Origin of the sequence: Streptomyces sp. NPDC050416 (assembly GCF_044458845.1) — a bacterium.
GTDB lineage: Bacteria > Actinomycetota > Actinomycetes > Streptomycetales > Streptomycetaceae > Streptomyces.
Window position 1 is genome coordinate 180,944 of sequence record NZ_JBITII010000011.1, and the last position, 23,658, is coordinate 204,601.

The window sequence follows — 23,658 nt, forward strand, 5'->3', positions numbered from 1 at the left end:
GGTGCCCCAGGACCACACCGAGCGCCGCGTCGTCGTCACCGGCCCGCCCCGCCAGAACCGCAGGGCCTCCGGCTACTACCGCCCGCGCACCGAGATCGACGAGCAGACCACCCTCGGCCACACCTACGTCCGGTCCCTGATGCGCACCCAACTGCGCGCCGCCCTCACCGTCTTCGCGATCCTGGGGCTGCTCATCGGCCCGCTTCCGCTGCTCTTCGCGGCGATGCCCGACACCCGCCGCCTGGAGTGGGCCGTCCTCGGCTTCGGCCTCTACGCCCCGCTGGTCCTGCTCGCCCGCTGGTACGTCCGCCGCGCCGAGCGCAACGAGCGCGACTTCGTACGCCTCGTCGAAGACCGATGACCGACCGATGACCGACGACCGATGAACAACGATCGAACTGGCGCCCGATGAACTCCAACTACGTCGTCCCCGCCGTCGCCCTGGTTGTCGTCGCGACGGTCCTGGTCGGCGCTTTCGGTCTGCGCATCTCCCGCACCACCTCCGACTTCTACGTCGCCTCCCGCACCGTCGGCCCCCGCCTCAACGCCGCCGCCATCAGCGGCGAGTACCTCTCCGCCGCCTCCTTCCTGGGCATCGCGGGCCTGGTCCTGGTCCAGGGCCCCGACATGCTCTGGTACCCGGTCGGCTACACCGCCGGCTACCTGGTCCTGCTCCTCTTCGTCGCCGCCCCGCTGCGCCGCTCCGGCGCCTACACGCTCCCCGACTTCGCCGAGGCCCGCCTCGCCTCCCAGGCCGTGCGGCGGCTGGCCGGAGCCTTCGTCGTCGGCGTCGGCTGGCTGTATCTGCTGCCCCAGCTCCAGGGGGCCGGACTGACCCTGACCGTGCTGACCGGGGCGCCCGACTGGGTCGGCGGAGTGATCGTCGCCGTCGTCGTGACCGCCACCGTCGCCGCCGGCGGCATGCGCAGCATCACCTTCGTCCAGGCCTTCCAGTACTGGCTGAAACTCACCGCCCTGCTCGTCCCCGCCGTGTTCCTGGTCCTGGCCTGGCAGAGCGACGGAGCCCCCCGCCACGCCTTCGACGAACCGGCCACCTTCCGCGAGCAGCGCGTCGTCCGCGTCGGCGACAGCATCGACCTGAAACTGGACCGGCCCCTCACCGTCACGGTGACCGGCACCGTGGACGGCCGCACCCACACCGACACCCGCCTCGAACTCCCCGCCGGCACCCACCGCGTCGAACGCGGCGCCCAGCTCACCTTCGCCGAGGGAGCGGCCGTCCCCGAGGCGCAGCGCAGCAGCGGCGGCGACCTGTCGCCCGCACAGGCCGAGAGCCGCGAGGAACGCCCGCTGTACGCCACGTACGGGCTGATCCTCGCCACGTTCCTCGGCACCATGGGCCTGCCGCACGTCGTGGTCCGCTTCTACACCAGCCCACACGGCGTCGCCGCTCGCCGCACCACCGTCGCGGTCCTCGGCCTGATCGGCGCCTTCTACCTCCTGCCGCCCGTCTACGGCGCACTCGGCCGCCTCTACGCCCCCGAACTCACCCTCACCGGCGACACGGACGCCGCCGTCCTGCTCCTGCCGGAGCGAATCATCGGGGGAGTGGGCGGCGATCTGCTGGGCGCGCTGGTGGCGGGCGGCGCCTTCGCCGCGTTCCTGTCCACGGCCTCGGGGCTCACCATGGCCGTCGCGGGCGTGCTCACCCAGGACGTCCTGCCCGCGCGGGGCGTACGGCACTTCCGGCTCGGCACCGTGCTCGCGATGGCCATGCCCCTCGCGGCGAGCGTCCTGGTCGGCGGGCTCCCGGTCGCCGACGCGGTGGGGCTCGCCTTCGCCGTGTCCGCGTCGTCGTTCTGCCCGCTGCTCGTCCTCGGCATCTGGTGGCGGCGGCTCACCCCGCCCGGCGCGGCCGCCGGCATGCTGGTCGGCGGCGGCTCGGCCCTCCTCGCCGTCGCCGCGACCATGGCGGGCTACCCGGGCGAGGGCGCGCTGCACGCCCTGCTCGCCTGGCCCGCGCTCTGGTCGGTGCCGCTGAGCTTCCTCACCATGATCCTGGTGTCCCTGGCCACCCCCGGCCGGGTACCGCCGGGCACGGCGGCGGTCCTGGCCCGGTTCCACCTGCCCGAGGAACTGCGCACGGAGGTGACGGCATGAGCGGATTCCTGGCCGGCCTGTGCGTCGCCGTGCTTCCGGTGCTGGCCCTGGGCGTCTGGCTCGGCCGGCGCACGGCACGCCCCCAGAGCCTCGGCGGCCTGGGCACCCCCGTCGAACACGCCACCTTCGAGACCCTGCACACCGCCACCCTCGCCGCGCCCCCGCTGCGGGCCGGGCTGACGGAGGAGACCGCCCGCAAGTCCGCCCGCAAACTGCGCTCCCTGCTCGGCACGGACGCGCTGTGCCTGACCGACACGAAACAGGTCCTGGTCTGGGACGGCGACGGCGCCCACCACCGCACCGAGATCATGGAACGCCTCGCAGGCCCTCTGGAGACCGGCCGCGGCGAGGCCTTCCAGCTGACCTGCGACCTCCTCGACTGCCCGGTGCGCTGGGCGGTCGTCGCCCCGCTCACCGTCGACGACCGCGTGCACGGCGCCCTCGTCGCCTGCGCGCCCCGCGAGTCCGCGGTGCTCGTCCGGGCGGCCGGCGAGGTGGCCCGCTGGGTGTCCGTCCAGCTGGAGCTCGCGGACCTCGACCAGTCCCGTACCCGCCTCATCGAGGCCGAGATCAAGGCGCTGCGGGCCCAGATATCCCCGCACTTCATCTTCAACTCGCTCGCGGTGATCGCCTCGTTCGTCCGCACCGACCCCGAGCGCGCCCGCGAACTGCTCCTGGAATTCGCCGACTTCACCCGCTACTCGTTCCGCCGGCACGGCGACTTCACCACCCTCGCCGACGAACTCCACGCCATCGACCACTATCTGGCGCTGGTGCGGGCACGCTTCGGCGACCGCCTCTCCGTCACCCTCCAGATCGCCCCGGAGGTGCTGCCCGTCGCCCTGCCCTTCCTGTGCCTCCAGCCGCTCGTCGAGAACGCCGTCAAGCACGGCCTGGAGGGCAAGGCCGACAAGTGCCACATCCAGATCACGGCCCAGGACGCGGGCGCCGAGGCCCTGGTCGTGATCGAGGACGACGGCGCCGGCATGGACCCCGGCCTGCTCCGCCGTATCCTCGCCCGAGAGGTCAGCCCCTCGGGCGGCATAGGGCTCTCCAACGTCGACGACCGGCTCCGCCAGGTCTACGGCGACGACCACGGTCTCGTCATCGAGACTGCCACGGGCGCGGGAATGAAGATCACCGTCCGGCTCCCGAAGTACCAGCCGGGCGTGCATTCGGCCGGACGGCTGATCCCCGAGTGAGTCTCAGGCGTTCTTCGAGGTGACCACCATCCCGAGGGTGATCAGGCCCAGGACGACCCAGCCGAACCACAGCCAGCCGTTGCTGCCGAGCGCCACCGTGTAGGCCGTCACCAGGACGAGACCGCCGACGGTGACGACTCCCATGGTCTTCGTCGCGTTCGAACCGTTCGTGGAACCGGGCATCGCAACACCCTCCTCATGGTTCTTTTCCCCCATGGTGCCCCCGTTCTGTCTCCTGACGGTGCAGACGACGACATGAGTACCGGATTTCCGGGTCCGTCACTGGTCCAAGAACCGGCTTCGTAGACGAACGGATCGAATCCGTAGTCGCGCGGTGCCACGTCCCGGGCGCACGCCGCGTCCGACGAGGTCCGCGCCTCGGCGAGCGTCACATCGGCGCCCAGTCGGGTGAACCTGAGGACCTGCTGGCGTACCGCCCGCCGCACGGCACCAGCCGCGCCTCCCGGTTCGAACGGACGTCCAGGCAGTCACGCTTCTGCATGGTGGCGGTGTCGGCGAACGCCGTACCGAACCTACGTCGCTCCCCGAGCGGCCCGTACAGCGGCCCGTGCGCGCCGAGCACCAGGCAAGCGGTGCGCCGCCCCGCCGCCTCGAACCCGGTGCCGGTCGGCACGACGGCGTGACCGCGGACATCGGCGAGCCGCTCCCGCAGCTCCCGGGTCCGCTCCTCGCACCGGGCCGGCCCCAGCGTCCGCGCCTCCTCCGCCGAGGCCGCCTCGACGAACGCCACCACCTGCCCGTCGGGCACCTTGTCCCGGCAGGTCGGGTCCAGGGAGAACCGGGGCGTGCCGGCGAACCGGGTCCCGCCCGGCCAGTCCGCGAGCACGCAGTCCCCGTCCGCGAGCGGCTTCCCCAGCCCGGCGGCCTCGCCGTACGGCGCCGCCGTCCCGCCGCCCGGTGTCCGGTCGGCCAGCGCGTACCAGACGCCGCCGAGCGCGAGGAGCAGCCCGAGCCCGCAGGCGGTGACGGCCCGGAGGGCGGGGGAGCGCCGGCGACGCCGTGCGCCGGGTGGGGCGACGCCGGGTGCCGCGACGGCGGGACCTTGGGCGAGCCAGACGTGCCCCATGCCGCCGCTGCCGAGCCGGCGCAGCAGCAAGCAGATAACGGTCGGCGATGACCCGGCCCACTGCCGACGTCGGTGATCCTGAGGACATCCGGTGACTCCAGGGTTCGGCGGCGGTGCGGTGCTAGACGGTGGTGCTGGGGGTGGGTGGAGTGGCCGCCGGAGCGGTCGCGGCGGCGCTGCTCGAGACCGGTTCACCGGTGGGAGGCGAGCTGCTGACCTGCCGGGGAGGGGAGCTGGTGACCTGTGGTGGTGAGCTGGTCGCCGGGGGTGGTGCACTGCTCCTGGGCGCGGCGCTCGACGCGGGCGGCGGCGGAGCTGGGACCGGACGACGCCGAGGGCGGACTGACCCGAAGGCCTCGCCGTACTCGCCGTACTCGGCTTGCGGGCGGCTCCGCACCCCTGAACGCGACCGCAAGCCCTGCATCGGCGAACCGCCGGGGCCGGCCTCCCCGAACGTCGTCCCGGCAACGCGCGGCACGGCCCGCCGCTCCGTCGCGTCGAAACCGGCGTCGGCCTCACCGGCCGTGCCGACGGGCCGCTCGATGCCCCGGCCGGGGTCCTGGACGTCGACGAGGGCGATGCGCTCCAGCTTCCGGGGAGGGGGCCGTACGACCACCGCCTCGGCACGGTCGTACCCCTGTCACTTCTCGTTGCCGTCCCCGAACGTGACGGTTATCCGGCTCGTGTCGCCTTCGAAAGGTCGCAGCGGATTTCCGCACGAAATGGAGCAGGGCGCGGAAGGGAACAGTCTTTCCCTTTTTGTCGTCGTGGTTCAGGGGGAGGGTGTCGTGACGAGGAGAACCCGTGTGAGCCGGTCCAGATATCCCGGAATCTCGTCCTGAAGGTCGAGGGCGGCCGCCCACGCCCGTGCTTTGCGATCGTTGCGCGGCGCGCTGAGGAACGGCTTCAGCCGCTCGACATCGCAAATCCCCGGCTGCTGCGTTCCGCTGTACGGCCCGGGCGTGTCCCCCTGCTGGAGGCCACCCGGCACGGCCCGCGACCGCACCGTGACCAGGACAGCGATCCTCCGCATCACCGCTCCCCCTGCGGTTCCCCGACGTGCTTCATGCTACTGAAGGAAAATGCTCTCCAGCGTGGGAAAAGTCAGTTCCCGCGTGCGTGCAGCGAGCTCAAATAGGCGTTGTACGCCTCGAGTTCCTTGTCCCCGTCGCGGTCGGCGGCCCGGTCCTCGCGCTTGGCCTGGCGCTGGTCCGAGGCGTACCACTGGAACAGCAGCGCGACCAGCACCAGCACGGACGGGATCTCGCTGAACGCCCAGGCGATGCCGCCCGCCGCGTTCTGGTCGGACAGCGCCTCGATGCCGAGCGAGGCGGGCGGGTTCTTGAACGTCTCGACCATCGGCTGGGACGCCATCATCAGCGCGATCCCGAAGAACGCGTGGAACGGCATGCCCGCGAACAGCTCCAGCATCCGCATCAGATAGCCGGGCCGGTGCGGGCCCGGGTCCACGCCCATGATCGGCCAGAAGAACACCAGGCCGACGGCGAGGAAGTGCACCATCATCGCGATGTGCCCCGTCGTGGAGCCCATCAGGAAGTCGAACAGCGGTGTGAAGTACAGCCCGTACAGGCTGGCGATGAACAGCGGGATCGTGAACGCCGGGTGGGTGACGATCCGCATGTAGTGGCTGTGCAGGAACATCAGCAGCAGCTCACGCGGCCCCTTGCGGCCCCGCCCCGCCGTCGGCAGCGCCCGCAGCGCCAGTGTGATCGGCGCCCCGAGCAGGATCAGGATCGGCGACACCATGCTGATCACCATGTGCTGCACCATGTGCACGCTGAACATGACCATGCCGTAGTCGTTCAGCCGGGTGCACATCATGAGCACGATGCTCAGCACGCCGATGACGAAGGCGACGGTCCGTCCCACCGGCCACTTGTCCCCGCGCCGCACCAGACGCACGACACCCCACCCGTACAGCGCCAGCCCGGCCAGGCAGGCGACGAGGAAGAACGGGTCGGCCGACCACTCCAGCCCTCGTCCCAGCGTGAACGGCGGCAGATCCATGGTCATGCCGTGCCCGCTGTGATCCATACCGCCGGCTCCTGTTTCGTGGGGGTGTGCAGCATTCTGTCCGCCCCAAGAGTAGAACCGCCCCCAGTCACCCTTGCGACCGGGGGCAGTACGACGTCCTAGGGGCGCGGGGCTGTACCGATATGCGGCTCCGCCGCGTGGGCGCGACAAGCCACACACCACCCGCATCCGGCCGACTACAGCAACCTCAGAGAACGGTCTCCGCCTCGGCATACCGGTCTTCCGGCACGGTCTTCAGCGTCTCCACGGCCTCGGCCAGCGACACCATCACGATGTCAGTGCCCCGCAGCGCGGTCATCTGCCCGAACTCGCCCCGGTGCACGGCCTCCACCGCGTGCCACCCGAACCGCGTGGCCAGCACCCGGTCGTAGGCGGTCGGCGTACCACCGCGCTGCACATGCCCGAGGATCACCGGCCGGGCTTCCTTCCCCAGCCGCCCCTCGAGCTCGACGGACAGCTGACGGGCGATCCCGGCGAACCGCTCGTGCCCGTAGATGTCCTTGCCGCCCTCGTCGAACTCCATGGTCCCGGCCCGGGGCTTGGCCCCCTCCGCCGCCACCACGATCGCGAAGCGCTTGCCCGCCTCGAACCGCTCGCCGACCCGCCGGGTCAGTTCCTCTATGTCGAAGGGGCGCTCGGGTACGACGATGGCGTGCGCGCCGGCCGCCATGCCGGAGTGCAGCGCGATCCAGCCGGTGTGCCGGCCCATGACCTCGACCACCAGAACCCGTTGGTGGGACTCGGCGGTGGTCTTCAGCCGGTCCAGGGCCTCGGTCGCCACCCCGACGGCCGTGTCGAAGCCGAACGTGACGTCCGTGACCGCGATGTCGTTGTCGATGGTCTTCGGCACACCCACGACGGGCAGACCGCTGTCGGACATCAGCCGCGCGGCCTTGAGGGTGCCCTCGCCGCCGATGGGGATGATCGCGTCGAGGCCGAGCTCTTCGACATGGCCCTTGGCCCGCTCCACACCGTCCCGCAGATGGGAGGGCTGGACCCGGGAGGACCCCAGAATCGTGCCGCCGCGGGCGAGGATGCCACCCACCGCGTCGAGGTCGAGCTTGAGGTAGTCGCACTCCAGAAGGCCCTTCCAGCCGTCCCGGAAGCCGATGACCTCGTCGCCGTGGTCGACGACGGCGCGGTGCACGACGGACCGGATGACGGCGTTCAGGCCGGGGCAGTCGCCGCCGGACGTGAGGACACCAATGCGCATAGCCCGAAAACCTTATCGACGTGGGCCGGGACCGGACCACGTTGTCCGGCTCGAATCCCCGCCACCCTAGCGGCATCGAGGGGCCGGACCGAAGCACGCGTCCGCCTGCTGGACGACCCCGCTCACCTGTGCGGATGTGCCGTCAGACGGGCTGTTGACCAGCAGGTTGACGCGTGCTGAACGCAGGTTCTGCTCTAGGCAGGCTGCTGGGCAGCCGCGATGCGCTCGTTGCGCAGTGCCTCGTACCAGCGGTCGTCGGTCGGCGGCAGCGCGTTGACGTCGAGGGCCAGCTTCAGCAGCAGGTCCGCGATCAGCGGGTTGCGTGCCAGCACCGGGCCGTGCATGTACGTGCCGAAGACGGTGTCGTTGAACGCGCCCTCCGTGCCGTCGCCCGTGCCGTTGCCGTTGCCGAAGCGCACCCGGGCGAGGGGGCGGGCGGTGGGGCCGAGGTGGGTGACGCCCTGGTGGTTCTCGAAGCCGGTCAGCGGGGGCAGGCCGAGGCGCGGGTCGATGTCGCCCAGCACGTCACCGACGCACCGGTCGCCCTCGCCGCGTACGGACACCACGTCCAGCAGGCCGAGGCCGGGCTCGCGCTGGCCGAGGTCGTTGATGAACTCGTGGCCGAGGATCTGGTAGCCGGCGCACACGGAGAACACGATGGCGCCGTTCTCCACGGCCCGGGTCAGTCCGCCGTCCCGGCGCAGCCGCTCGGCCGCGAGGCGCTGGGGACGGTCCTCGCCGCCGCCGATCAGGTAGATGTCGCCGGAGGTCGGGATCGCCTGGTCGCTGCGCACGTCCAGCCGCGCCACGTCCAGGCCGCGCTGCTGGGCCCGGCGCTGCACGACGAGGACGTTGCCCTGGTCGCCGTAGGTGCTGAGCAGGTCGGGATAGATCCAGACGATGCGCAGTTGGTTGTCGCTCACAAAAGTCCCCTGACGTCTCGTGCTCAGTTGCCGACCCGGCGGCGCAGGTCCTGGAACGCCGTGTAGTTGGCGATGACCTCGATCCGGCCCGGCGGGCACGCCGCCACGGCCTGGTCGAGGTTCTCGTAGACCTGGAAGTGCTGGTCGGCGACTTCCAGGCGCACGGCGAGGTCCAGTCGCCGGTCGCCGACGACGCAGATCGGGTGGCCGGTCAGGCGCGTGTAGTCGACGTCCCACAGCCAGGAGGTGTCGGTGCCGTCGGCGGAGCGCGCGTTCACGGACAGGATGACCGGGGCGGGCGGCGGGTCGATCAGGGAGAACGTCTCCAGCCAGCCGGCCGGGTTCTTCGCCAGCAGGAGCCGGAGGTCACGGCCCTGGAACTGGACGACGTCGTACCGGCCGGCCACCGCCTGCACCTGGTACATGCGCTCCAGCGCGACCTGCGGCGGCACGCCGAACACGGCGGCGACGGCGGCCGAGGAGGCGGCGTTGGCCTTGTTGGCGCGGCCGGGCAGCTGGAGGTGGATCGGCCAGGCGGAGCCGTGCGGGTCCAGGACGTGGTCGCCGGAGAGCGCCCAGCTCGGCGTCGGACGGCGGAAGCCGCACTCACCGCAGTACCAGTCGTCGCCCGGACGCTGCATCACGCCACCGCACGACGGGCAGGACCAGGCGTCGTCCTTCCACATCTGACCGGCGGCGACCCAGATCACATTGGGGGAGGAGGACGCCGCCCACACCACCAGCGGGTCGTCGCAGTTGGCCACCACCACGGCCTTGGATCCGGCGAGCCCCTCCCGCCAGTTCTCGGCGAGCATGCGGGTCTCGGCGGCGCGGTCGAGCTGGTCGCGGGAGAGGTTGAGCAGGGCGATGCACTTCGGCGCGGTGTCCCGGGCGACGCCGGCGAGGTACTTCTCGTCCACCTCGATCACGCCGTACCGGGCGTCCGAGCTGCCCGCGAGCGCCGAGGTGATGCCGGCCGGCATGTTGGCGCCGAGGGCGTTGGAGACGACCGGTCCCGCCGCGCGCAGGGCCTCGGCGATGAGCCGGGTGGTCGTGGTCTTGCCGTTCGTCGCCGAGACCAGGATCACGTCCAGGTTCTGCGCGAGCCGGGCGAGGAGGTCGGGGTCGAGCTTGAGCGCCACCCGGCCGCCGATCACCGAACCGCTGCCGCGCCCCGCGGCGCGGGATGCCGCCGCGACCGCCTTGCCCGCGGTCACGGCCAGCTTGGCCCGCGGCGAGAGCGGGTCCGAGTTGCCTGCCATCAGTTCTCGATCCTCCTTGCGTACGCGCCGCGCCTTGAAGCCTGACGGCCACGTGGTGTGGACCTCAGCCTATCGAGATCCATTAGCACTCCCGAACCGAGGCACTGTGGTGAAGTCGTGTGGGAGGCGCGGAATGACAGGGACCTTACTCTTGCCGCCATGCGAAACAGCTCCATCCCCGGTGCCCACGGCCACGTGAGACCCCTCACCCTGCACGGCGATCCGCTGCTGCACGCACCCTGCGCGGAGGTCACCGAGTTCGGGCCCGAACTGGCCCGCCTCGTGGAGGACTTGTTCGCAACCATGTACGCCGCCCAGGGCGTCGGCCTCGCCGCCAACCAGATCGGCGAGCCGCTGCGGGTCTTCGTTTACGACTGCCCCGACGATGAGGACGTCCGGCACCTGGGCCATGTGGTCAACCCGCGCCTGGCCGAGGCGGACGGAGTGGTGATCCGGGGCCCGGAGGGCTGCCTGTCCCTACCGGGCCTGGAAGCGGCCACGGAACGTTACGACCACGCGGTCGTCGAGGGCTTCACGATGACCGGCGCTCCGATCACGGTCCACGGCACGGGCTTCTTCGCCCGCTGCCTGCAACACGAGTACGACCATCTGGAGGGCCGCATCTACGCGGACCACTTGACCGGCTGGCGCCACCGCAAGCTGATGCGGCAAGTAGCCCGGGCCTCTTGGCGCCGAGGGGATGGCTGACTCAGGGGCGCGGGGAACTGCGCGAACAACCCCCACCGGCCCGCAGCCGAAGGGCGACGGTCAGAATCCCGGCCCACCCATCTTGTCCCCGGCAGCCGCAAGACGCCCCCACAGCAGATCAGCCAAACTCCGCACCAACTCCGCACGAGAACAAGGCCGTTCCCCCAGCCACCAATCCCCGGCCGCATGCATCATGCCGACAATCCCGTGCCCCCACACCCGCGCCAGCCGCTGCCCACCCGGCCCGAGATCCAGCCGCTCCTCGATGACCTGGGCGAGTTCCTCCCCCATCCGCCGCAGCAACGGCGCACTGTGCTTGCCGACATCGAACCCGGGATCCCCCGGCTGGCCCCCCTCCGCCGGATGCATCAGGAACCGGTATACCTGAGGCCGCGCCTCGATCGCCGCGAGGTACGTGTCCAGCGTCGCCTCGACCCGCTCGCGCCGCTCCGCGGGAGCGTCCAGCGCCGCCCGGAGCGAGTCCAGCAGCGCGTCCGTGTGCCGTTTGGCGAGGGCGGCGTATAGTCCGCCCTTGTCACCGAAGTGCCGGTAGAGGATCGGCTTGGTGATGCCGGCCTCCGCCGCGATCGCGTTCATCGAAGCCTGCGGACCGTCGCGCAGCACGACGCGGTCGGCGGCTTCCAGCAGCTCACGCCGTCGGCGGTCGGCGGACCGTTGCTGCTCGGTCCGCTGCGTGGTGTCCATGTGCTCTCCCCACCCGTGCTGTTTCGATGACGCCTGCGCAAACTAACACTCAAAGATGCCCCAGACATCGAACGGGTGCCGACCGGTCGGTAGGAGTTGACGTGGACTACCCACCGGTAACAGACTGGTGTTACCGCAAGTAACAGGCACGTGTGCCGCTGGAGGGACCGACATGGCCGAGTTCACCATGGAGCTCAACGACGAACAGAAGGAGGTCCGGGACTGGTTGCACGGCTTCGCGGCCGATGTGATCCGCCCCGCGGCCGCCGAATGGGACGAGCGTGAGGAGACTCCCTGGCCGGTCATCCAGGAGGCCGCCAAGGTCGGCATCTACTCCCTGGACTTCTACGCCCAGCAGTACTTCGACCCCACCGGTCTCGGCATCCCCATGGCGATGGAGGAGCTGTTCTGGGGCGACGCGGGCATAGCCCTGTCCATCGTCGGCACCGGTCTCGCCGCCGTCGGCGTCCTCGCCAACGGCACCGAGGAGCAGATCGGCACCTGGATCCCGCAGATGTACGGCGACGCCAACGATGTCAAGGTCGCCGCCTTCTGCTCCTCCGAACCCGACGCCGGCTCCGACGTGGCCTCCATGCGCACCCGGGCCGTGTACGACGAGGCCAAGGACGAGTGGGTGATCAACGGCACCAAGACCTGGGCGACCAACGGCGGCATCGCCAACGTCCATGTCGTGGTCGCGGTCGTCGACGCGGAGCTCGGCTCCAAGGGGCACGCCTCCTTCATCATCCCGCCGGGCACCGAGGGCCTGTCCCAGGGGCAGAAGTTCAAGAAGCACGGCATCCGTGCCTCGCACACCGCCGAGGTCATCCTGGACAACGTGCGCGTCCCCGGCTCCTGCCTGCTCGGCGGCAAGGAGAAGCTGGACGAGCGGCTCGCCCGGGCACGGGAGAAGGCCAAGCAGGGCGGGGAGCGCGTGAAGAACGCGGCGATGGCCACGTTCGAGGCGTCCCGCCCGGCGGTCGGCGCCATGGCGGTCGGCACCGCCCGGGCCGCGTACGAGGTCGCTCTCGACTACGCCAAGACCCGGGAGCAGTTCGGACGGCCGATCATCGACAACCAGGGCGTGGCCTTCCAGCTCGCCGACATGCGCACGTCCATCGACGCGGCCCGGCTCCTCGTCTGGCGCGCCTCCTGGATGGCCGTCAACGGCAAGCCGTTCACGGCGGCCGAGGGTTCGATGTCCAAGCTGTTCGCGAGCGAGACGGCCAAGAAGGTCACGGCCCAGGCGATCCAGATCCTCGGTGGCAACGGCTACACGCGGGAGTACCCGGTGGAGCGGATGCACCGGGACGCCGCGATCTACACGATCTTCGAAGGCACCAGCGAGATCCAGCGTCTGGTGATCGCGCGGACGCTGTCGGGCATGACGATCCGGTAACCGGCGTTCCTCGCTCACCGGTGTCGGAGCGGGGTCAGCTGCTCGATGTCGTACCTCGCCCACAGCTCCTCGATCGCCGCGTGGTCCGGCGGGCCGCCGTTGCCGAGGATCTCCAGCAGTTCCTCGAAGTAGCGCTCGTGATCCGGCGGAGGGCTCGCCTGGAAGAACGTCTTCGCGGGCTCGTCCGTCGGGTTGGCGAACGCGTGCGGGCACCCCTGGGGTACGACGATCACCGTCCCCCGGGGTCGCCCGCACCACCCGGTTGCCCGAGGCCGACTCCCATGCTGCCAGTTGTCGGGGGTGCGGACCCGCGGTTCGAAGGCGAGGACGTCCAGCTCGCCTTCGAGCACGTGGAACAACTCCTCGCTGCGCGTGTGCACATGGGCGCCGACGTCGGCGGGGGCCGCCACGGCCCTGCCCTGGCCCGGCGGTACGAGCAGCCCTTCCGTCGCCGTCATCGCCGGCTCACCACGTCACGGGCAGGGCCTCGGGACCGCGGATCAGCGCGCCCTTCTGGAACGGCACCTCCTCGGCGGGGACCGCGAGCCGCAGTCCGGGCACGCCGTCGAGGAGCGCGTCGATCAGCAGCTCCGACTCCAGCCTGGCCAGCACGCCGCCGGGGCAGTAGTGCGGGCCGAAGCCGAAGGACACGTGCGGGTTCGGATTCCGGCCGAAGTCGATCGTCTCCGGGTCGGGGAACACGTCCGGGTCGCGGTTCGCGGCCAGGTACGACACGTAGATCGCGTCCCCCGACCGGATCCGGACGCCGCTGATCTCCACGTCCTCCAGGGCGATCCGCATCAGGCCGACCGCGTTGCGGCGCGGGATCCAGCGCAGCAGTTCGTCGATGGCCCGCGGTCGGATCTCCGGCTCGGCCCGCAGCCGTTCGGCGAGCTCGGGGCGGGGCAGCAGGACGTAGAACATCTGGCCGCTGTTGTTGGTGACCGCCTCGCCGCCGATCTGGAGGAGCACCGCGAGGCCCACCGCCTCCTCCAGGGTGATCTCGGCGCGGCCCACGGCGCGCCGAGCAGGGACGTGACGTCCTCGCCCGCGCGGCCCTCGCGCAGCCCGATCAGGTCGGTGAAGTAGGCGCCCATCTCCTGCTTGGCCCTCTCGCTGACCTCGGCGCCGTGCGAGGAGGACAGGATCAGCTGGGTCCAGGCGTGGATGCCCTGTCGGTCGGCGGTCGGGACGCCCATCAGCTCGCAGATCACCGCGATCGGGAACGGACCGAGCACGGCCTCGGTCAGGTCGGCCGGGGGCCGTCCTGGAGCATCTCGTCGACCAGTTCCGCCGGCATGCGGCGGGACCGCTCGCGCACCCGCTCCACCCCGCGCGCCGTGAACGCCGCGGCTACGCTGCGGCGCAGCCGGGTGTGGTCCGGCGGTCCAGGAAGCCGACCGCGCCACGGGCCGGGATGAAGTGCGGGGCCCAGCCGGGTGACCTGTCGGGGCCGCCGTGCCAGGCTCGTACCGACACCCCCACGACGGAGGACGCGATGACGCACCCGGCCCGGGACCTGCTGACCACGACCACAGCCGAACTCGCCCCGGGCCCGCAGTCCAACCCCTTGGTCCCCCGGATCGCCCGTGGCGAGGCCTCCCGCCGTACCCTCGCCGCGCTCGCCTTGGAACAGTCCTGGGTGATCCCGGCGGACCGCCGCGCGTTCCTGCACCTGGCGGAACGCTCCGCGACGGCCGACCCGGAGGCGGCGGCCTTCTTCAGGACACTCGCGGAGGGCGAGGCGCTGGCCGGCCAGCGGCTGGACGCTTTCGCGAGGGCGTGCGGCGTGGACGAGACGGGGGCGGCTTCGTACGAGCCCCTTCCGGGCTGCCAGGCCTACCCCGCGTACGTAGCCTGGTTGGCCCTCAACGCCTCCCCGGCGGACGTGGTCCTGGCCCTGACCGCCAACTTCTCCGCGTGGGGCGGCTATTGCGCGACGATCGCCACCGCGCTGCGCGAGCAGTACGGCTTCACCGAAGAGGCCTGCGCGTTCTTCGACTTCTTCGCGGAGCCGTCCCCGGAGCTGGACGGGATGGCGACGGCGGCGGTGAAGGCGGCGCTGGACGCCGGGCGTCTCGACAAGACACGAGCTCACGCATACGGCCGCCTACTTCAGACATACGAGGCGATGTTCTGGTCCACGCTGGGGGATCTGCCCTCTTAGGGGCGCGGGGAACTGCGCGACAAGCCCCCACGCACCCGCACACGCCGCAACTACGTCGCACCCCCACTGCTGTGCGCAATACAAGCCACATCAATACGGTCGGCCAACTTCGCCAGCTCGATCGTCAACGCGGCGACCGTGTCCTCGTCGAGCCCCGACTCCCCGGCCTCGACAAGCCGCACCCACCGACCCCCCACCGTCCGCAACAGCTTGCTGACATCGGCCGCAGCCACCTGCAAGGTCCCGCGGTCGTCGACGATCAGAGGCAGAGTCACTTCGCGGTTCACAGACGGGATCGTAGCCCCGCAACACTCACGCACCGTGCCAAACGGTCGTGATGTTGCAGAACTCCCGGATTCCGTGCCCGGACAGCTCACGCCCGTAGCCGGACCGCTTCACTCCACCGAACGGGAACGCCGGGTGGGAGGCCGTCATGCCGTTGACGTACACACCGCCCGCCTCCAGGTCCCGCACGAACCGGTCCACCTCGGCTTCGTCCCGCGTCCACACGTTCGAACTCAGTCCGAACGGCGAGTCGTTCGCGATCAGCACGGCCTCGTCCAGGTCGGCCGCCCGGTACAGCGTCGCGACCGGACCGAACGCCTCCTCCCGGTGGATGCGCATCTCCCGGCGGATGCCGGCGAGGATGGTCGGGGTGTAGTACCAGCCCGGCCCGTCGGGCCGTTCGCCACCGCACAGAACCTCCGCACCGCCGCGCACCGCGTCGTCGACCAGCTCCTCCAGATCGCGCAGTCCCTGCTCGCTGGAGAGCGGCCCGACCTCGGTGTCGTCGGACAAGGGGTCGCCGACCTTCAGCGCCTTCATGCCCTCGGCGAACCGCTCGGCGAAGGCGTCGTAGACGTCCGTGTGCACGATGAACCGCTTGGCGGCGATACAGGACTGCCCGGTGTTCTGCACGCGCGCGGTCACCGCGACCTTCGCGGCCCGGTCGATGTCGGCGGAGGGCATGACGACGAAGGGGTCGCTGCCGCCCAGCTCCAGCACCGTCTTCTTGACCATCTCCCCGGCGGTGGAGGCGACCGCGCGGCCCGCGGGCTCGCTGCCGGTGAGGGTGGCCGCCTTGACCCGCTCGTCGCGCAGGATGTCGTCGACCGCGGCGGAGCCGATCAGCAGGGTCTGGAAGCAGCCCTCCGTGAAGCCCGCACGGTGGAACAGGTCCTCCAGGTAGAGGGCGGTCTGCGGGACGTTCGAGGCGTGCTTGAGCAGGCCCACGTTCCCCGCCATCAGGGCGGGCGCGGCGAAGCGGACCACCTGCCACAGCGGGAAGTTCCACGGCATGACCGCCAGCACCGGTCCCAGCGGCCGGTAGCGCACCCGCACGCGTGAGGCGCCGGAGTCCTTCACGTCGGTGTCGGAGGGTTCCTCGTCGGCGAGCAGCTCCTCCGCGTGGTCGGCGTACCAGCGCATCGCCTTGGCGCACTTCGCCGCCTCGGCCCGGGCCTGCTGGATCGGCTTGCCCATCTCGGTGGTCAGCACGCGGGCGATGTCCTGCTGGTCCTCCTCGAGGAGGTCGGCGGCCTTCCTCATCAGCCGGGCGCGCTCGTCGAACGTCGTCGTCCGGTACGTGCGGAACGTGGCCTCCGCGAGCCGGAGCCGGCGCTCGATCTCCTCCTCGCCCATGGCCTCGTACGTCTTGAGCGTCTCGCCGTTCGCCGGGTTCACCGTTGCGATGGGCATGGCTGACCTCCCTCGGAGCGGGCTTAGTCCGACCTTCCCGCGCGGCGGAGCGGACCGCAACGCGGGAGCGTCTCCTCAGGGCGAGTGCTCCGCCAGGCGGTCGAGAAACGCCGCCTGCGCCTTGACGATCACCTCGCGGGCCCGGTCGAGCCCGAACCACGCCACCCGGTCCAGCTCGGGGAATTCCTGGAGCTGTCCCGACCTCGGCGGCCACTCCATCCGGAACGATCCGGGCGCGATCGTCGCCGGGTCGAGGTCCGCCTCGATCGCCCAGGCCGTGACGATCTTGCCGTTCGTCTGCCGGACCTCGCCCAGAGCGAGGGCCTCGCCGTCCGGCGGGGGCAGCCCCAGTTCCTCCTCGAACTCGCGCCGGGCCGCTGCCCAGGCGGACTCGTCGGGCTCGTACTCGCCCTTGGGGATGGTCCACGCGCCCGCGTCGCGCCGGGCGAAGAACGGGCCGCCCATGTGGCCGAGCAGCACGTCGAGGCCGTTGTCGGTGTGGTGGAAGAGCAGCAGGCCGGCACTGCGCTTCACGGGCTCACCTCCGGGTGCGCGGCCAGCAGCGTCTCCACCGTGTCGGCGTCCTCGGGGCGCTTGTCCTCCCGGTAGCGGACCACGCGGGCGAAGCGCAGGGTGACGCCGGCCGGGTAGCGGGTGGAGCGCTGCAGGCCGTCGTAGGCGATCTCGACGACGAGTTCCGGGCGTACGGTCACGACGTGGCCGTTGTCGTCGACGGCGAGCTGCCGGAGCCGTTCGGTCTGCCAGGTGAGCATCGCGTCGGTCATGCCCTTGAAGGTCTTGCCGAGCATGGCGAGACCGCCGTCGGCGGTGCGGGCGCCCAGGTGGAGGTTGGAGAGCTTGCCGGTGCGGCGGCCGTGGCCCCACTCGGCGGCCAGGACCACTAGGTCGAGGGTGTGGACGGGTTTGACCTTCAGCCAGGACGCGCCGCGCCGGCCCGCGCTGTAGGGGGCGTCGAGCGCCTTGGCGACGACGCCCTCGTGGCCGCGTTTCAGGGTCTCGGCCAGGAACTCCTCCGCCGTGCGCAGGTCGTCCGGGCCGGACACCGTCGTGCGGCGCACCCGCATCGGCCCGGGGACCAGCCGGGCCAGCTCGGCGTGCCGCTCGGCGAACGGCAGGTCGAGCAGGTCGTGGCCGTCGACCGACAGAGCGTCGAAGAAGACGGGGGAGACCGGCACCGCGCGGGCCGCCGTCGCCACGTCCGTGCGCGAGCCGACCCGGCCGGCGGTCTCCTGGAACGAGCGGGGGCGGCCGTCCTCGTCGAAGGAGATCACCTCACCGTCCAGGATGAACCGCTCGCCCCGCAACTCCAGCGCGGCGGCCGTCACTTCGGGCAGGCGGTCGGTGATGTCGTCGAGGGTGCGGGTGTAGAGCCGTACCGTGTCGCCGTCCCGGTGCACCTGGACGCGGATGCCGTCCAGCTTCTCCTCGACCGCGCAGGCACCGAGCTTGTCCACCGCCTCGGCGACCGAGGAGGCACTGTGCGCGAGCATCGGCCAGACCGGGCGGCCGACGGTGAGGCGGAAGCGGTCCAGGGCGGCGGGGCCGTCCGCGAGCAGCGCCTCGGCGACGGTCTGGAGGGAGCCGGCGAGCATCACGGCCCGCCGTACGTCGGCCGGGGGCGCCCCGGTCGCCTGGGCCAGTCCCTCGACCGCGACCGCGTCCAGCGCGCCCTGCCGCACCTCGCCGGTGAGCAGCCCGACCAGGAACCGCTGCTCGTCCTGGGTGACCGCGCCCATCAACTCCCCGACCAGCCGGGCCCGTTCCGCCTGGGAGCCCGGGCCGGACACCTTGGCCAGCTCGGAAAGCCGGGCGTCCACGTCCCGTACGGTCAGGCCCGGCTCGGCGGCGGGGGCGACCGGGCGGCTCAGCACCTTCCAGCCGACGCCGATCCGGCCCTGCGGCAGCCGTCCGGCCAGGTACGGGATGACGATCGGCACGTCGTCGGCCTCGGCGTCCCGGAAGAGCTCCGCGAGCAGGGCCGTCTTCCGGGACCGCGCCGAAGTGGCGGCGACCTCCTGGGACACTCGGGCCAGCCGGTGCAGCAGCATGCAGCCATGGTGCACCGGAGGGGCCGCCTCTACACCCGGACGGCACCTCTTACTCCCGGGTGGGCCGCTTACTCCTGGGTGGCCGCGTCGAGGTCGGTCATCAGCAGGTCCCCGACAATCGCGGATGCCGCCCGGTAGCCGCCGCTCGCCGCGTGCACGACCTGCTCGGCGAAGCCGATCGCGTTGCCCGCGGCCCACACCCCGGGGACGGTCGTCAGCCCGGTCGGGTCGACCACCGGGTACGCGCCGAACGGCGTCTCGTGCAGCTCCGCGCCGAGCCGCTCCAGCAGGCCGGTCTGCGGGACGGGGCGCGGCCCGACGAACAGCACGGAACGGGCGTGCGTCGTGCCGTCGGCTAGCCGGACACCGGTGAGCCGGTCGTCCTCGACCACCAGCTCCGCGACCTCGCCCGGCACCACATCCACCCCGGCCGCGGCCAGCCGGCGCAGGTCCTGGTCGGACAGCTCGCCCTCGGCGACCGTGTGCAGGAAGAACCGCACGTCCTTCGACCACTGGGACACGATCAGCGCCTGGTGCACGCTCGCCGGGCTCGTCGCCAGCACTCCGAACGGCTGGTCGCGCACTTCCCAGCCGTGGCAGAACGGGCAGTGCAGCACGTCCCGGCCGAACCGCTCGGCGACCCCGGGGACCGCCGGCAGCTCGTCCTTCAGCCCGGTGGCGATCACCAGACGCCGGGCCCGCACGGTCCGCCCGCCCGCCAGCACCACCGCGAAGTCCTCGCCCTTCTCCACCTCCACCACCCGGTCCCGCACGAGCTCCACGCCGTAGCGCGCGATCTCCTCCCGGCCGACGGCGAGGAACTCGGCGGGCGGCATCCCGTCACGCGACAGATAGCCCTGCATGTGCGCGGCGGGCGCGTTGCGCGGCTCGCCCGCGTCGACGACCAGCGTGCGGTGCCGGGCCCGGCCCAGCACCAGAGCCGCGGACAGGCCCGCCGTACCACCGCCGACGACTACGACTGCGTACCTCTCGGTCATGGTGACCACCTCCACTGCCGAGAGTCGCTCCACGGCCGCAGGATTGACAAACGCGTTTGCCGAATCTGCAATACCACCATGACTACGGACGAGGTACTCGCGGGCGTCGGCCCCCGGCTGCGGCAGATGCGCAAGGAGCGGGAGGTGACGCTGGCGGCGCTCTCCGAGACCACCGGCATCTCCGTCAGCACCCTGTCGCGGCTGGAGTCCGGCCTGCGCAAACCCAGCCTGGAGCTGCTGCTGCCGATCGCCCGGGCGCACCAGGTGGCCCTGGACGAGCTGGTCGGAGCGCCGCCGGCCGGTGACCCGCGGGTGCGGTCGAAGCCGATCGAAATGTTCGGCCGCACCCACTGGCCGCTCACCCGCCAGCCCGGCGGCCTCCAGGCCTACAAGGTGCTGGAACCCCAGCGCAGACAGGAACCGGACCCGCGCACCCACGAGGGCTACGAGTGGTTGTACGTGCTGTCCGGGAAGCTGCGCCTGGTGCTGGGCGAGCACGACGTGGTGCTCACGGCGGGGGAGGCCGCGGAGTTCGACACCCGCGTGCCGCACTGGTTCGGGTCCACGGGGGAGGGGCCCGTGGAGTTCCTCAGCCTGTTCGGGCCGCAAGGGGAGCGGATGCACGTGCGGGCGCGGCCGAAGCGGAAGTGACGCGTCCGACGGTTTCCCCGGCCGTCCGACGGTTCCCAGATCGTCAAGCGACCGCTTAGTATGCGAACCGACCCCGGTCGGACGACGCAGTCGACGCAGCCCGTGGAGGCCCCGCATGCAGGCATGGCAAGTGCACGAGAACGGCGAGCCGGGTGAGGTGATGCGGCTAGAGGACGTGGCACCGCCCACGCCCGCCGACGGCCAGGTCCTGCTGAAGGTGCGCGCCGCGAACATCAACTTCCCCGACGCCCTGCTGTGCCGGGGCCAGTACCAGGTCAGGCCGCCCCTGCCCTTCACCCCGGGCGTGGAGATCTGCGGCGAGACCGAGGACGGACGCCGGGTGATCGCCAACCCGGCGCTGCCGTACGGCGGCTTCGCCGAGTACGCCGTCGCGGACTCCGCCGCCCTCCTGCCCGCGCCGGACGCCCTGGACGACGCGGAGGCCGCGGCCCTGCACATCGGCTACCAGACCGGCTGGTTCGGTCTGCACCGCCGGGCCGGCCTGGAGACCGGCGAGACCCTGCTCGTCCACGCTGCCGCTGGAGGGGTCGGCAGCGCGGCCGTGCAGCTCGGGAAGGCCGCCGGCGCCACCGTCATCGGTGTCGTCGGCGGCTCCGGGAAGGCGGCCGTCGCCCGCGAGCTGGGCTGCGACGTCGTGATCGACCGGCGCTCCGAGGACGTCGTCGCCGCCGTCAAGGAGGCCACCGGCGGCCGCGGCGCCGACGTGATCTACGACCCGGTCGGCGGCGAGGCCTACGCCCAGTCCGCCAAGGTCGTCGCCTTCGAGGGGCGCATCGTCGTCGTCGGCTTCGCCAGCGGCACGATCCCCAGCCCCGGGCTGAACCACGCCCTGGTGAAGAACTACTCGATCCTCGGCCTGCACTGGGGCCTGTACAACACCAAGAACCCGAAACTGGTCCAGCACTGCCACGAGCAGCTCACCGAGCTGGCCGCCCGGGGTGCGATCAAGCCGCTGGTGAGCGAACGCGTGCCGCTCGGCGGGGCCGCCGCAGCCGTGCAGCGGGTCGCCGACGGTGTGACGACCGGCCGGGTGGCCGTCGTCCTGGAGAAGGGAGCCGCCGCATGACCGACGCCGAGGAACTGCGCCGTCGCACACAGGAGTTGCTGGCCGCTCATCCGCCGGCCTCCACCGACCGCCTGGACTTCCTGCGGGCCCGCTTCGACGCCGGACTGGCCTGGGTGCACTACCCGGAGGGCCTCGGCGGACTCGGCGCGCCCCGGTCCCTCCAGGCCGTCGTGGACGCCGAGCTGGAGGCGGCCGGGGCGCCCGGCAACGACCCGCGGCGCATCGGCATCGGCCTCGGCATGGCCGCGCCGACCATCCTGGCCTACGGCACCGAGGAGCAGAAGCGTCGGTACCTGAGGCCTCTGTGGACGGGGGAGGAGGTCTGGTGCCAGCTGTTCAGCGAGCCGGGTGCCGGATCCGACCTCGCCGCGCTGGGCACCAGGGCCGTGCGGGAGGCTGGGGGCACCTCCCGCTCGAGCGAAGCCGAGAGTGGGGGAGACTGGGTGGTCAACGGGCAGAAGGTCTGGACGTCCAGCGCCCACGTGGCGCGGTGGGCGATCCTCATCGCCCGCACCGACCCGGACGTGCCCAAGCACCGGGGCATCACGTACTTCGTCTGCGACATGACCGACCCGGGCGTCGAGGTCCGGCCGCTGCGGCAGATCACCGGCGAGGCCGAGTTCAACGAGGTGTTCCTCACCGACGTCCGCATCCCGGACTCCCGCCGCCTCGGCGAGGTCGGTGACGGCTGGCGGGTCGCGCAGATGACCCTGAACAACGAGCGCGTCGCCATCGGCGGCATGCGGCTGCCCCGCGAGGGCGGCATGATCGGCCCGGTCTCCACGACCTGGCGCGAGCGCCCGGAGCTGCGCACTCACGACCTGCACCAGCGCCTGCTGAAGCTCTGGGTCGACGCCGAGGTCGCCCGGCTCACCGGCGAGCGGCTGCGCCAGCAGCTCGTGGCCGGCCAGCCCGGCCCCGAGGGCGCCGGCATGAAGCTCGCCTTCGCCCGCCTCAACCAGGAGATCAGCGGCCTGGAGGTGGAACTGCTCGGCGAGGAGGGCCTGCTGTACGACGACTGGACCATGCGCCGCCCGGAGCTGGTCGACTTCACCGGCCGCGAGGCCGGCTACCGCTACCTGCGCTCCAAGGGCAACAGCATCGAGGGCGGGACCAGCGAGGTCCTGCTGAACATCGTCGCCGAGCGCGTCCTCGGCCTGCCCGCCGAACCGCGCACCGACAAGGACGTCGCCTGGAAGGACCTCGCCCGATGAGCGACCTGTTGTACTCGGAAGAGGAAGAGGCGCTGCGCGCCGCCGTCCGCGACCTGCTCGCCGACCACTGCGACGCCCCGGGCGTCATCGCCCGCGTCGAGACGGACACCCCGCACCACCTGGCGCTGTGGAAGGCACTCACCGACGGCATGGGTCTCGCCGGCCTGCTGGTGCCCGAGGAACTGGACGGCCAGGGCGCCACGCACCGGGAAGCCGCCGTGGTGCTGGAGGAGCTCGGGCGTGCGGTCGCGCCCGTCCCGTACCTCACGAGCGCGGTCGTCGCCACCGAGGCGCTCCTGGCCTGCGGCACCGACGACCTGCTCACCGAGCTCGCCTCCGGGACGTCGATCGGAGCCCTCGCGGTCGCTCTCGGCGTCGCACCGGGCACCGCCTACAAGGTCGTCCGGCACGAGAACGGCCGGCTGCACGGCGAACTGACCGGCATCGCGGACGCGGCCGTCGCCGACGTGCTGCTCGTGCCCGCCGACGACGGCGGCCTCTACGCGGTCGACGCCACCGCCGCGACCGTCACACCCCAGATCTCCCTGGACCTGACCCGGCCGCTCGCGACCGTCACGCTCGACGGAGCGCCGGGCCGCCTGCTGGGCGACGCCGAGCCCGCCGTACGCCGGGCCCTGCGCGCCGGAGCCGGGCTGCTCGCCTCCGAACAGCTCGGACTGGCCGACTGGACGCTGACGGAGACCGTCCGCTACCTCAAGGACCGCAAGCAGTTCAACCGGCCCGTCGGCGGCTTCCAGGCGCTCAAGCACCGGCTGGCCCAGCTGTGGCTGGAAGTCGCCAATCTCCGTGCGGCCGCCCGCAATGCCGCCGACGCCCTGTCGACGGGCCGGGACGTCGACGTGGCGGTCACCGTCGCCCAGGCCTACGCGGCGTCCGTGGCCGTCCACGCCGCCGAGGAGGCGCTGCAACTGCACGGCGGCATCGGCATGACGTGGGAGCACCCGGTGCACCTGTACCTGAAGCGTGCGAAGGCCGACTCGATCGCCTACGGCACGGCCGGCGCCCACCGGGAGGCACTGGCCGCACTGGTCGACCTCCAGGCGCCCTGACGTACACCAGGCTGGAAAGGCCCGTCCCA

The 23,658-nt window shown here is 71.8% G+C and carries 23 protein-coding genes and 2 pseudogenes; 10 read left to right on the forward strand and 15 right to left on the reverse strand.

Annotation, left to right across the window (positions count from 1 at the left end):
* Position 1: 1 nt before the first annotated feature.
* Genes ACIBL4_RS30555 through ACIBL4_RS30565 form a run of 3 tightly spaced genes read left to right on the forward strand, consistent with a single transcriptional unit; the run spans position 2 to position 3,323 of the window.
* Positions 2-361, forward strand: coding sequence for a hypothetical protein (locus ACIBL4_RS30555; protein ID WP_356923906.1), 360 nt, complete (start codon positions 2-4; stop codon positions 359-361).
* Between the two features lie 47 nt (positions 362-408).
* Complete coding sequence (locus tag ACIBL4_RS30560; RefSeq protein ID WP_399415013.1) at positions 409-2,121, forward strand: cation acetate symporter; 1,713 nt, start codon at positions 409-411, stop codon at positions 2,119-2,121.
* Entirely contained in the window at positions 2,118-3,323 is a 1,206-nt protein-coding gene (locus tag ACIBL4_RS30565; RefSeq protein WP_399415014.1) for a sensor histidine kinase, read from the forward strand. Before ACIBL4_RS30560 ends, ACIBL4_RS30565 begins: the two co-directional genes overlap by 4 nt.
* 3 nt (positions 3,324-3,326) lie before the next feature.
* Here the strand turns inward: ACIBL4_RS30565 and ACIBL4_RS30570 are convergent, their stop codons facing one another.
* From ACIBL4_RS30570 to ACIBL4_RS30600, 7 genes and pseudogenes are all read right to left on the reverse strand, one after another.
* A complete protein-coding gene (locus tag ACIBL4_RS30570; RefSeq protein ID WP_399415152.1) occupies positions 3,327-3,506 on the reverse strand; it encodes a hypothetical protein in 180 nt (59 codons plus the stop codon).
* 30 nt (positions 3,507-3,536) lie between these two features.
* Positions 3,537-4,383: pseudogene (locus ACIBL4_RS30575) on the reverse strand (septum formation family protein); the annotation flags it as partial.
* A 799-nt stretch (positions 4,384-5,182) separates the two neighbouring features.
* Positions 5,183-5,443, reverse strand: coding sequence for a DUF6777 domain-containing protein (locus ACIBL4_RS30580; RefSeq protein ID WP_399415015.1), 261 nt, complete (start codon positions 5,441-5,443; stop codon positions 5,183-5,185).
* A 71-nt stretch (positions 5,444-5,514) separates the two neighbouring features.
* On the reverse strand, positions 5,515-6,465 hold the full coding sequence (locus ACIBL4_RS30585) for a cytochrome c oxidase assembly protein (RefSeq protein ID WP_399415016.1): 951 nt from the start codon (positions 6,463-6,465) through the stop codon (positions 5,515-5,517).
* Positions 6,466-6,652: 187 nt separating this feature from the next.
* A complete protein-coding gene (locus ACIBL4_RS30590) occupies positions 6,653-7,678 on the reverse strand; it encodes a 6-phosphofructokinase (protein ID WP_397625656.1) in 1,026 nt (341 codons plus the stop codon).
* A gap of 194 nt (positions 7,679-7,872) precedes the next feature.
* Positions 7,873-8,601: a type 1 glutamine amidotransferase gene (locus tag ACIBL4_RS30595; RefSeq protein WP_399415017.1), complete on the reverse strand. Its 729-nt coding sequence runs from the start codon at positions 8,599-8,601 to the stop codon at positions 7,873-7,875.
* A gap of 23 nt (positions 8,602-8,624) precedes the next feature.
* On the reverse strand, positions 8,625-9,863 hold the full coding sequence (locus ACIBL4_RS30600) for a MurT ligase domain-containing protein (RefSeq protein ID WP_086558789.1): 1,239 nt from the start codon (positions 9,861-9,863) through the stop codon (positions 8,625-8,627).
* Between the two features lie 159 nt (positions 9,864-10,022).
* On the opposite strand from ACIBL4_RS30600, the gene def reads away from it, so the two are divergent.
* Positions 10,023-10,571, forward strand: coding sequence for a peptide deformylase (gene def, locus ACIBL4_RS30605; protein ID WP_399415018.1), 549 nt, complete (start codon positions 10,023-10,025; stop codon positions 10,569-10,571).
* Between the two features lie 60 nt (positions 10,572-10,631).
* Here the strand turns inward: def and ACIBL4_RS30610 are convergent, their stop codons facing one another.
* Complete coding sequence (locus ACIBL4_RS30610; RefSeq protein WP_399415019.1) at positions 10,632-11,276, reverse strand: TetR family transcriptional regulator; 645 nt, start codon at positions 11,274-11,276, stop codon at positions 10,632-10,634.
* Between the two features lie 172 nt (positions 11,277-11,448).
* On the opposite strand from ACIBL4_RS30610, the gene ACIBL4_RS30615 reads away from it, so the two are divergent.
* Positions 11,449-12,675, forward strand: a complete 1,227-nt coding sequence (locus tag ACIBL4_RS30615) for an acyl-CoA dehydrogenase family protein (protein ID WP_399415020.1) — start codon at positions 11,449-11,451, stop codon at positions 12,673-12,675.
* A 14-nt stretch (positions 12,676-12,689) separates the two neighbouring features.
* Here the strand turns inward: ACIBL4_RS30615 and ACIBL4_RS30620 are convergent, their stop codons facing one another.
* Both ACIBL4_RS30620 and ACIBL4_RS30625 read right to left on the reverse strand, forming a co-directional pair.
* Positions 12,690-13,133, reverse strand: coding sequence for a cupin domain-containing protein (locus tag ACIBL4_RS30620; protein ID WP_399415021.1), 444 nt, complete (start codon positions 13,131-13,133; stop codon positions 12,690-12,692).
* A 7-nt stretch (positions 13,134-13,140) separates the two neighbouring features.
* Positions 13,141-14,106, reverse strand: a pseudogene (locus ACIBL4_RS30625) (cytochrome P450); the annotation flags it as partial.
* A 67-nt stretch (positions 14,107-14,173) separates the two neighbouring features.
* Between ACIBL4_RS30625 and ACIBL4_RS30630 the strand changes: the two are divergent.
* Positions 14,174-14,842: a transcriptional regulator gene (locus ACIBL4_RS30630; RefSeq protein WP_399415022.1), complete on the forward strand. Its 669-nt coding sequence runs from the start codon at positions 14,174-14,176 to the stop codon at positions 14,840-14,842.
* Between the two features lie 50 nt (positions 14,843-14,892).
* Here ACIBL4_RS30630 and ACIBL4_RS30635 read toward each other — a convergent pair whose 3' ends face one another.
* The 5 genes from ACIBL4_RS30635 to ACIBL4_RS30655 all read right to left on the reverse strand — a co-directional run bounded on the left by ACIBL4_RS30635 (position 14,893) and on the right by ACIBL4_RS30655 (position 19,607).
* Positions 14,893-15,129, reverse strand: a complete 237-nt coding sequence (locus ACIBL4_RS30635) for a DUF6213 family protein (RefSeq protein ID WP_059417701.1) — start codon at positions 15,127-15,129, stop codon at positions 14,893-14,895.
* Between the two features lie 25 nt (positions 15,130-15,154).
* On the reverse strand, positions 15,155-16,540 hold the full coding sequence (locus ACIBL4_RS30640) for an NADP-dependent succinic semialdehyde dehydrogenase (RefSeq protein WP_399415023.1): 1,386 nt from the start codon (positions 16,538-16,540) through the stop codon (positions 15,155-15,157).
* A gap of 75 nt (positions 16,541-16,615) precedes the next feature.
* Positions 16,616-17,074, reverse strand: coding sequence for an NUDIX domain-containing protein (locus ACIBL4_RS30645; protein ID WP_399415024.1), 459 nt, complete (start codon positions 17,072-17,074; stop codon positions 16,616-16,618).
* Positions 17,071-18,609: an ATP-dependent DNA ligase gene (locus ACIBL4_RS30650; protein WP_399415025.1), complete on the reverse strand. Its 1,539-nt coding sequence runs from the start codon at positions 18,607-18,609 to the stop codon at positions 17,071-17,073. Before ACIBL4_RS30650 ends, ACIBL4_RS30645 begins: the two co-directional genes overlap by 4 nt.
* 68 nt (positions 18,610-18,677) lie before the next feature.
* Positions 18,678-19,607 carry an NAD(P)/FAD-dependent oxidoreductase gene (locus tag ACIBL4_RS30655; protein WP_399415026.1) on the reverse strand — a complete coding sequence of 310 codons (930 nt, stop codon included), beginning with the start codon at positions 19,605-19,607 and terminating at the stop codon, positions 18,678-18,680.
* 78 nt (positions 19,608-19,685) lie between these two features.
* Between ACIBL4_RS30655 and ACIBL4_RS30660 the strand changes: the two genes are divergently transcribed.
* The 4 genes from ACIBL4_RS30660 (at position 19,686) to ACIBL4_RS30675 (ending at position 23,629) form a co-directional block, all read left to right on the forward strand.
* Positions 19,686-20,258 (forward strand): helix-turn-helix domain-containing protein, encoded by a 573-nt coding sequence (locus ACIBL4_RS30660; protein ID WP_399415027.1) that lies wholly within the window; start codon positions 19,686-19,688, stop codon positions 20,256-20,258.
* A gap of 115 nt (positions 20,259-20,373) precedes the next feature.
* Positions 20,374-21,345, forward strand: coding sequence for an NADPH:quinone oxidoreductase family protein (locus ACIBL4_RS30665; protein ID WP_399415028.1), 972 nt, complete (start codon positions 20,374-20,376; stop codon positions 21,343-21,345).
* Positions 21,342-22,559 carry an acyl-CoA dehydrogenase family protein gene (locus ACIBL4_RS30670; protein ID WP_399415029.1) on the forward strand — a complete coding sequence of 406 codons (1,218 nt, stop codon included), beginning with the start codon at positions 21,342-21,344 and terminating at the stop codon, positions 22,557-22,559. Before ACIBL4_RS30665 ends, ACIBL4_RS30670 begins: the two co-directional genes overlap by 4 nt.
* Positions 22,556-23,629, forward strand: a complete 1,074-nt coding sequence (locus ACIBL4_RS30675; RefSeq protein ID WP_399415030.1) for an acyl-CoA dehydrogenase family protein — start codon at positions 22,556-22,558, stop codon at positions 23,627-23,629. The genes ACIBL4_RS30670 and ACIBL4_RS30675 overlap by 4 nt, the downstream gene beginning before the upstream one ends.
* Positions 23,630-23,658: the final 29 nt, after the last annotated feature.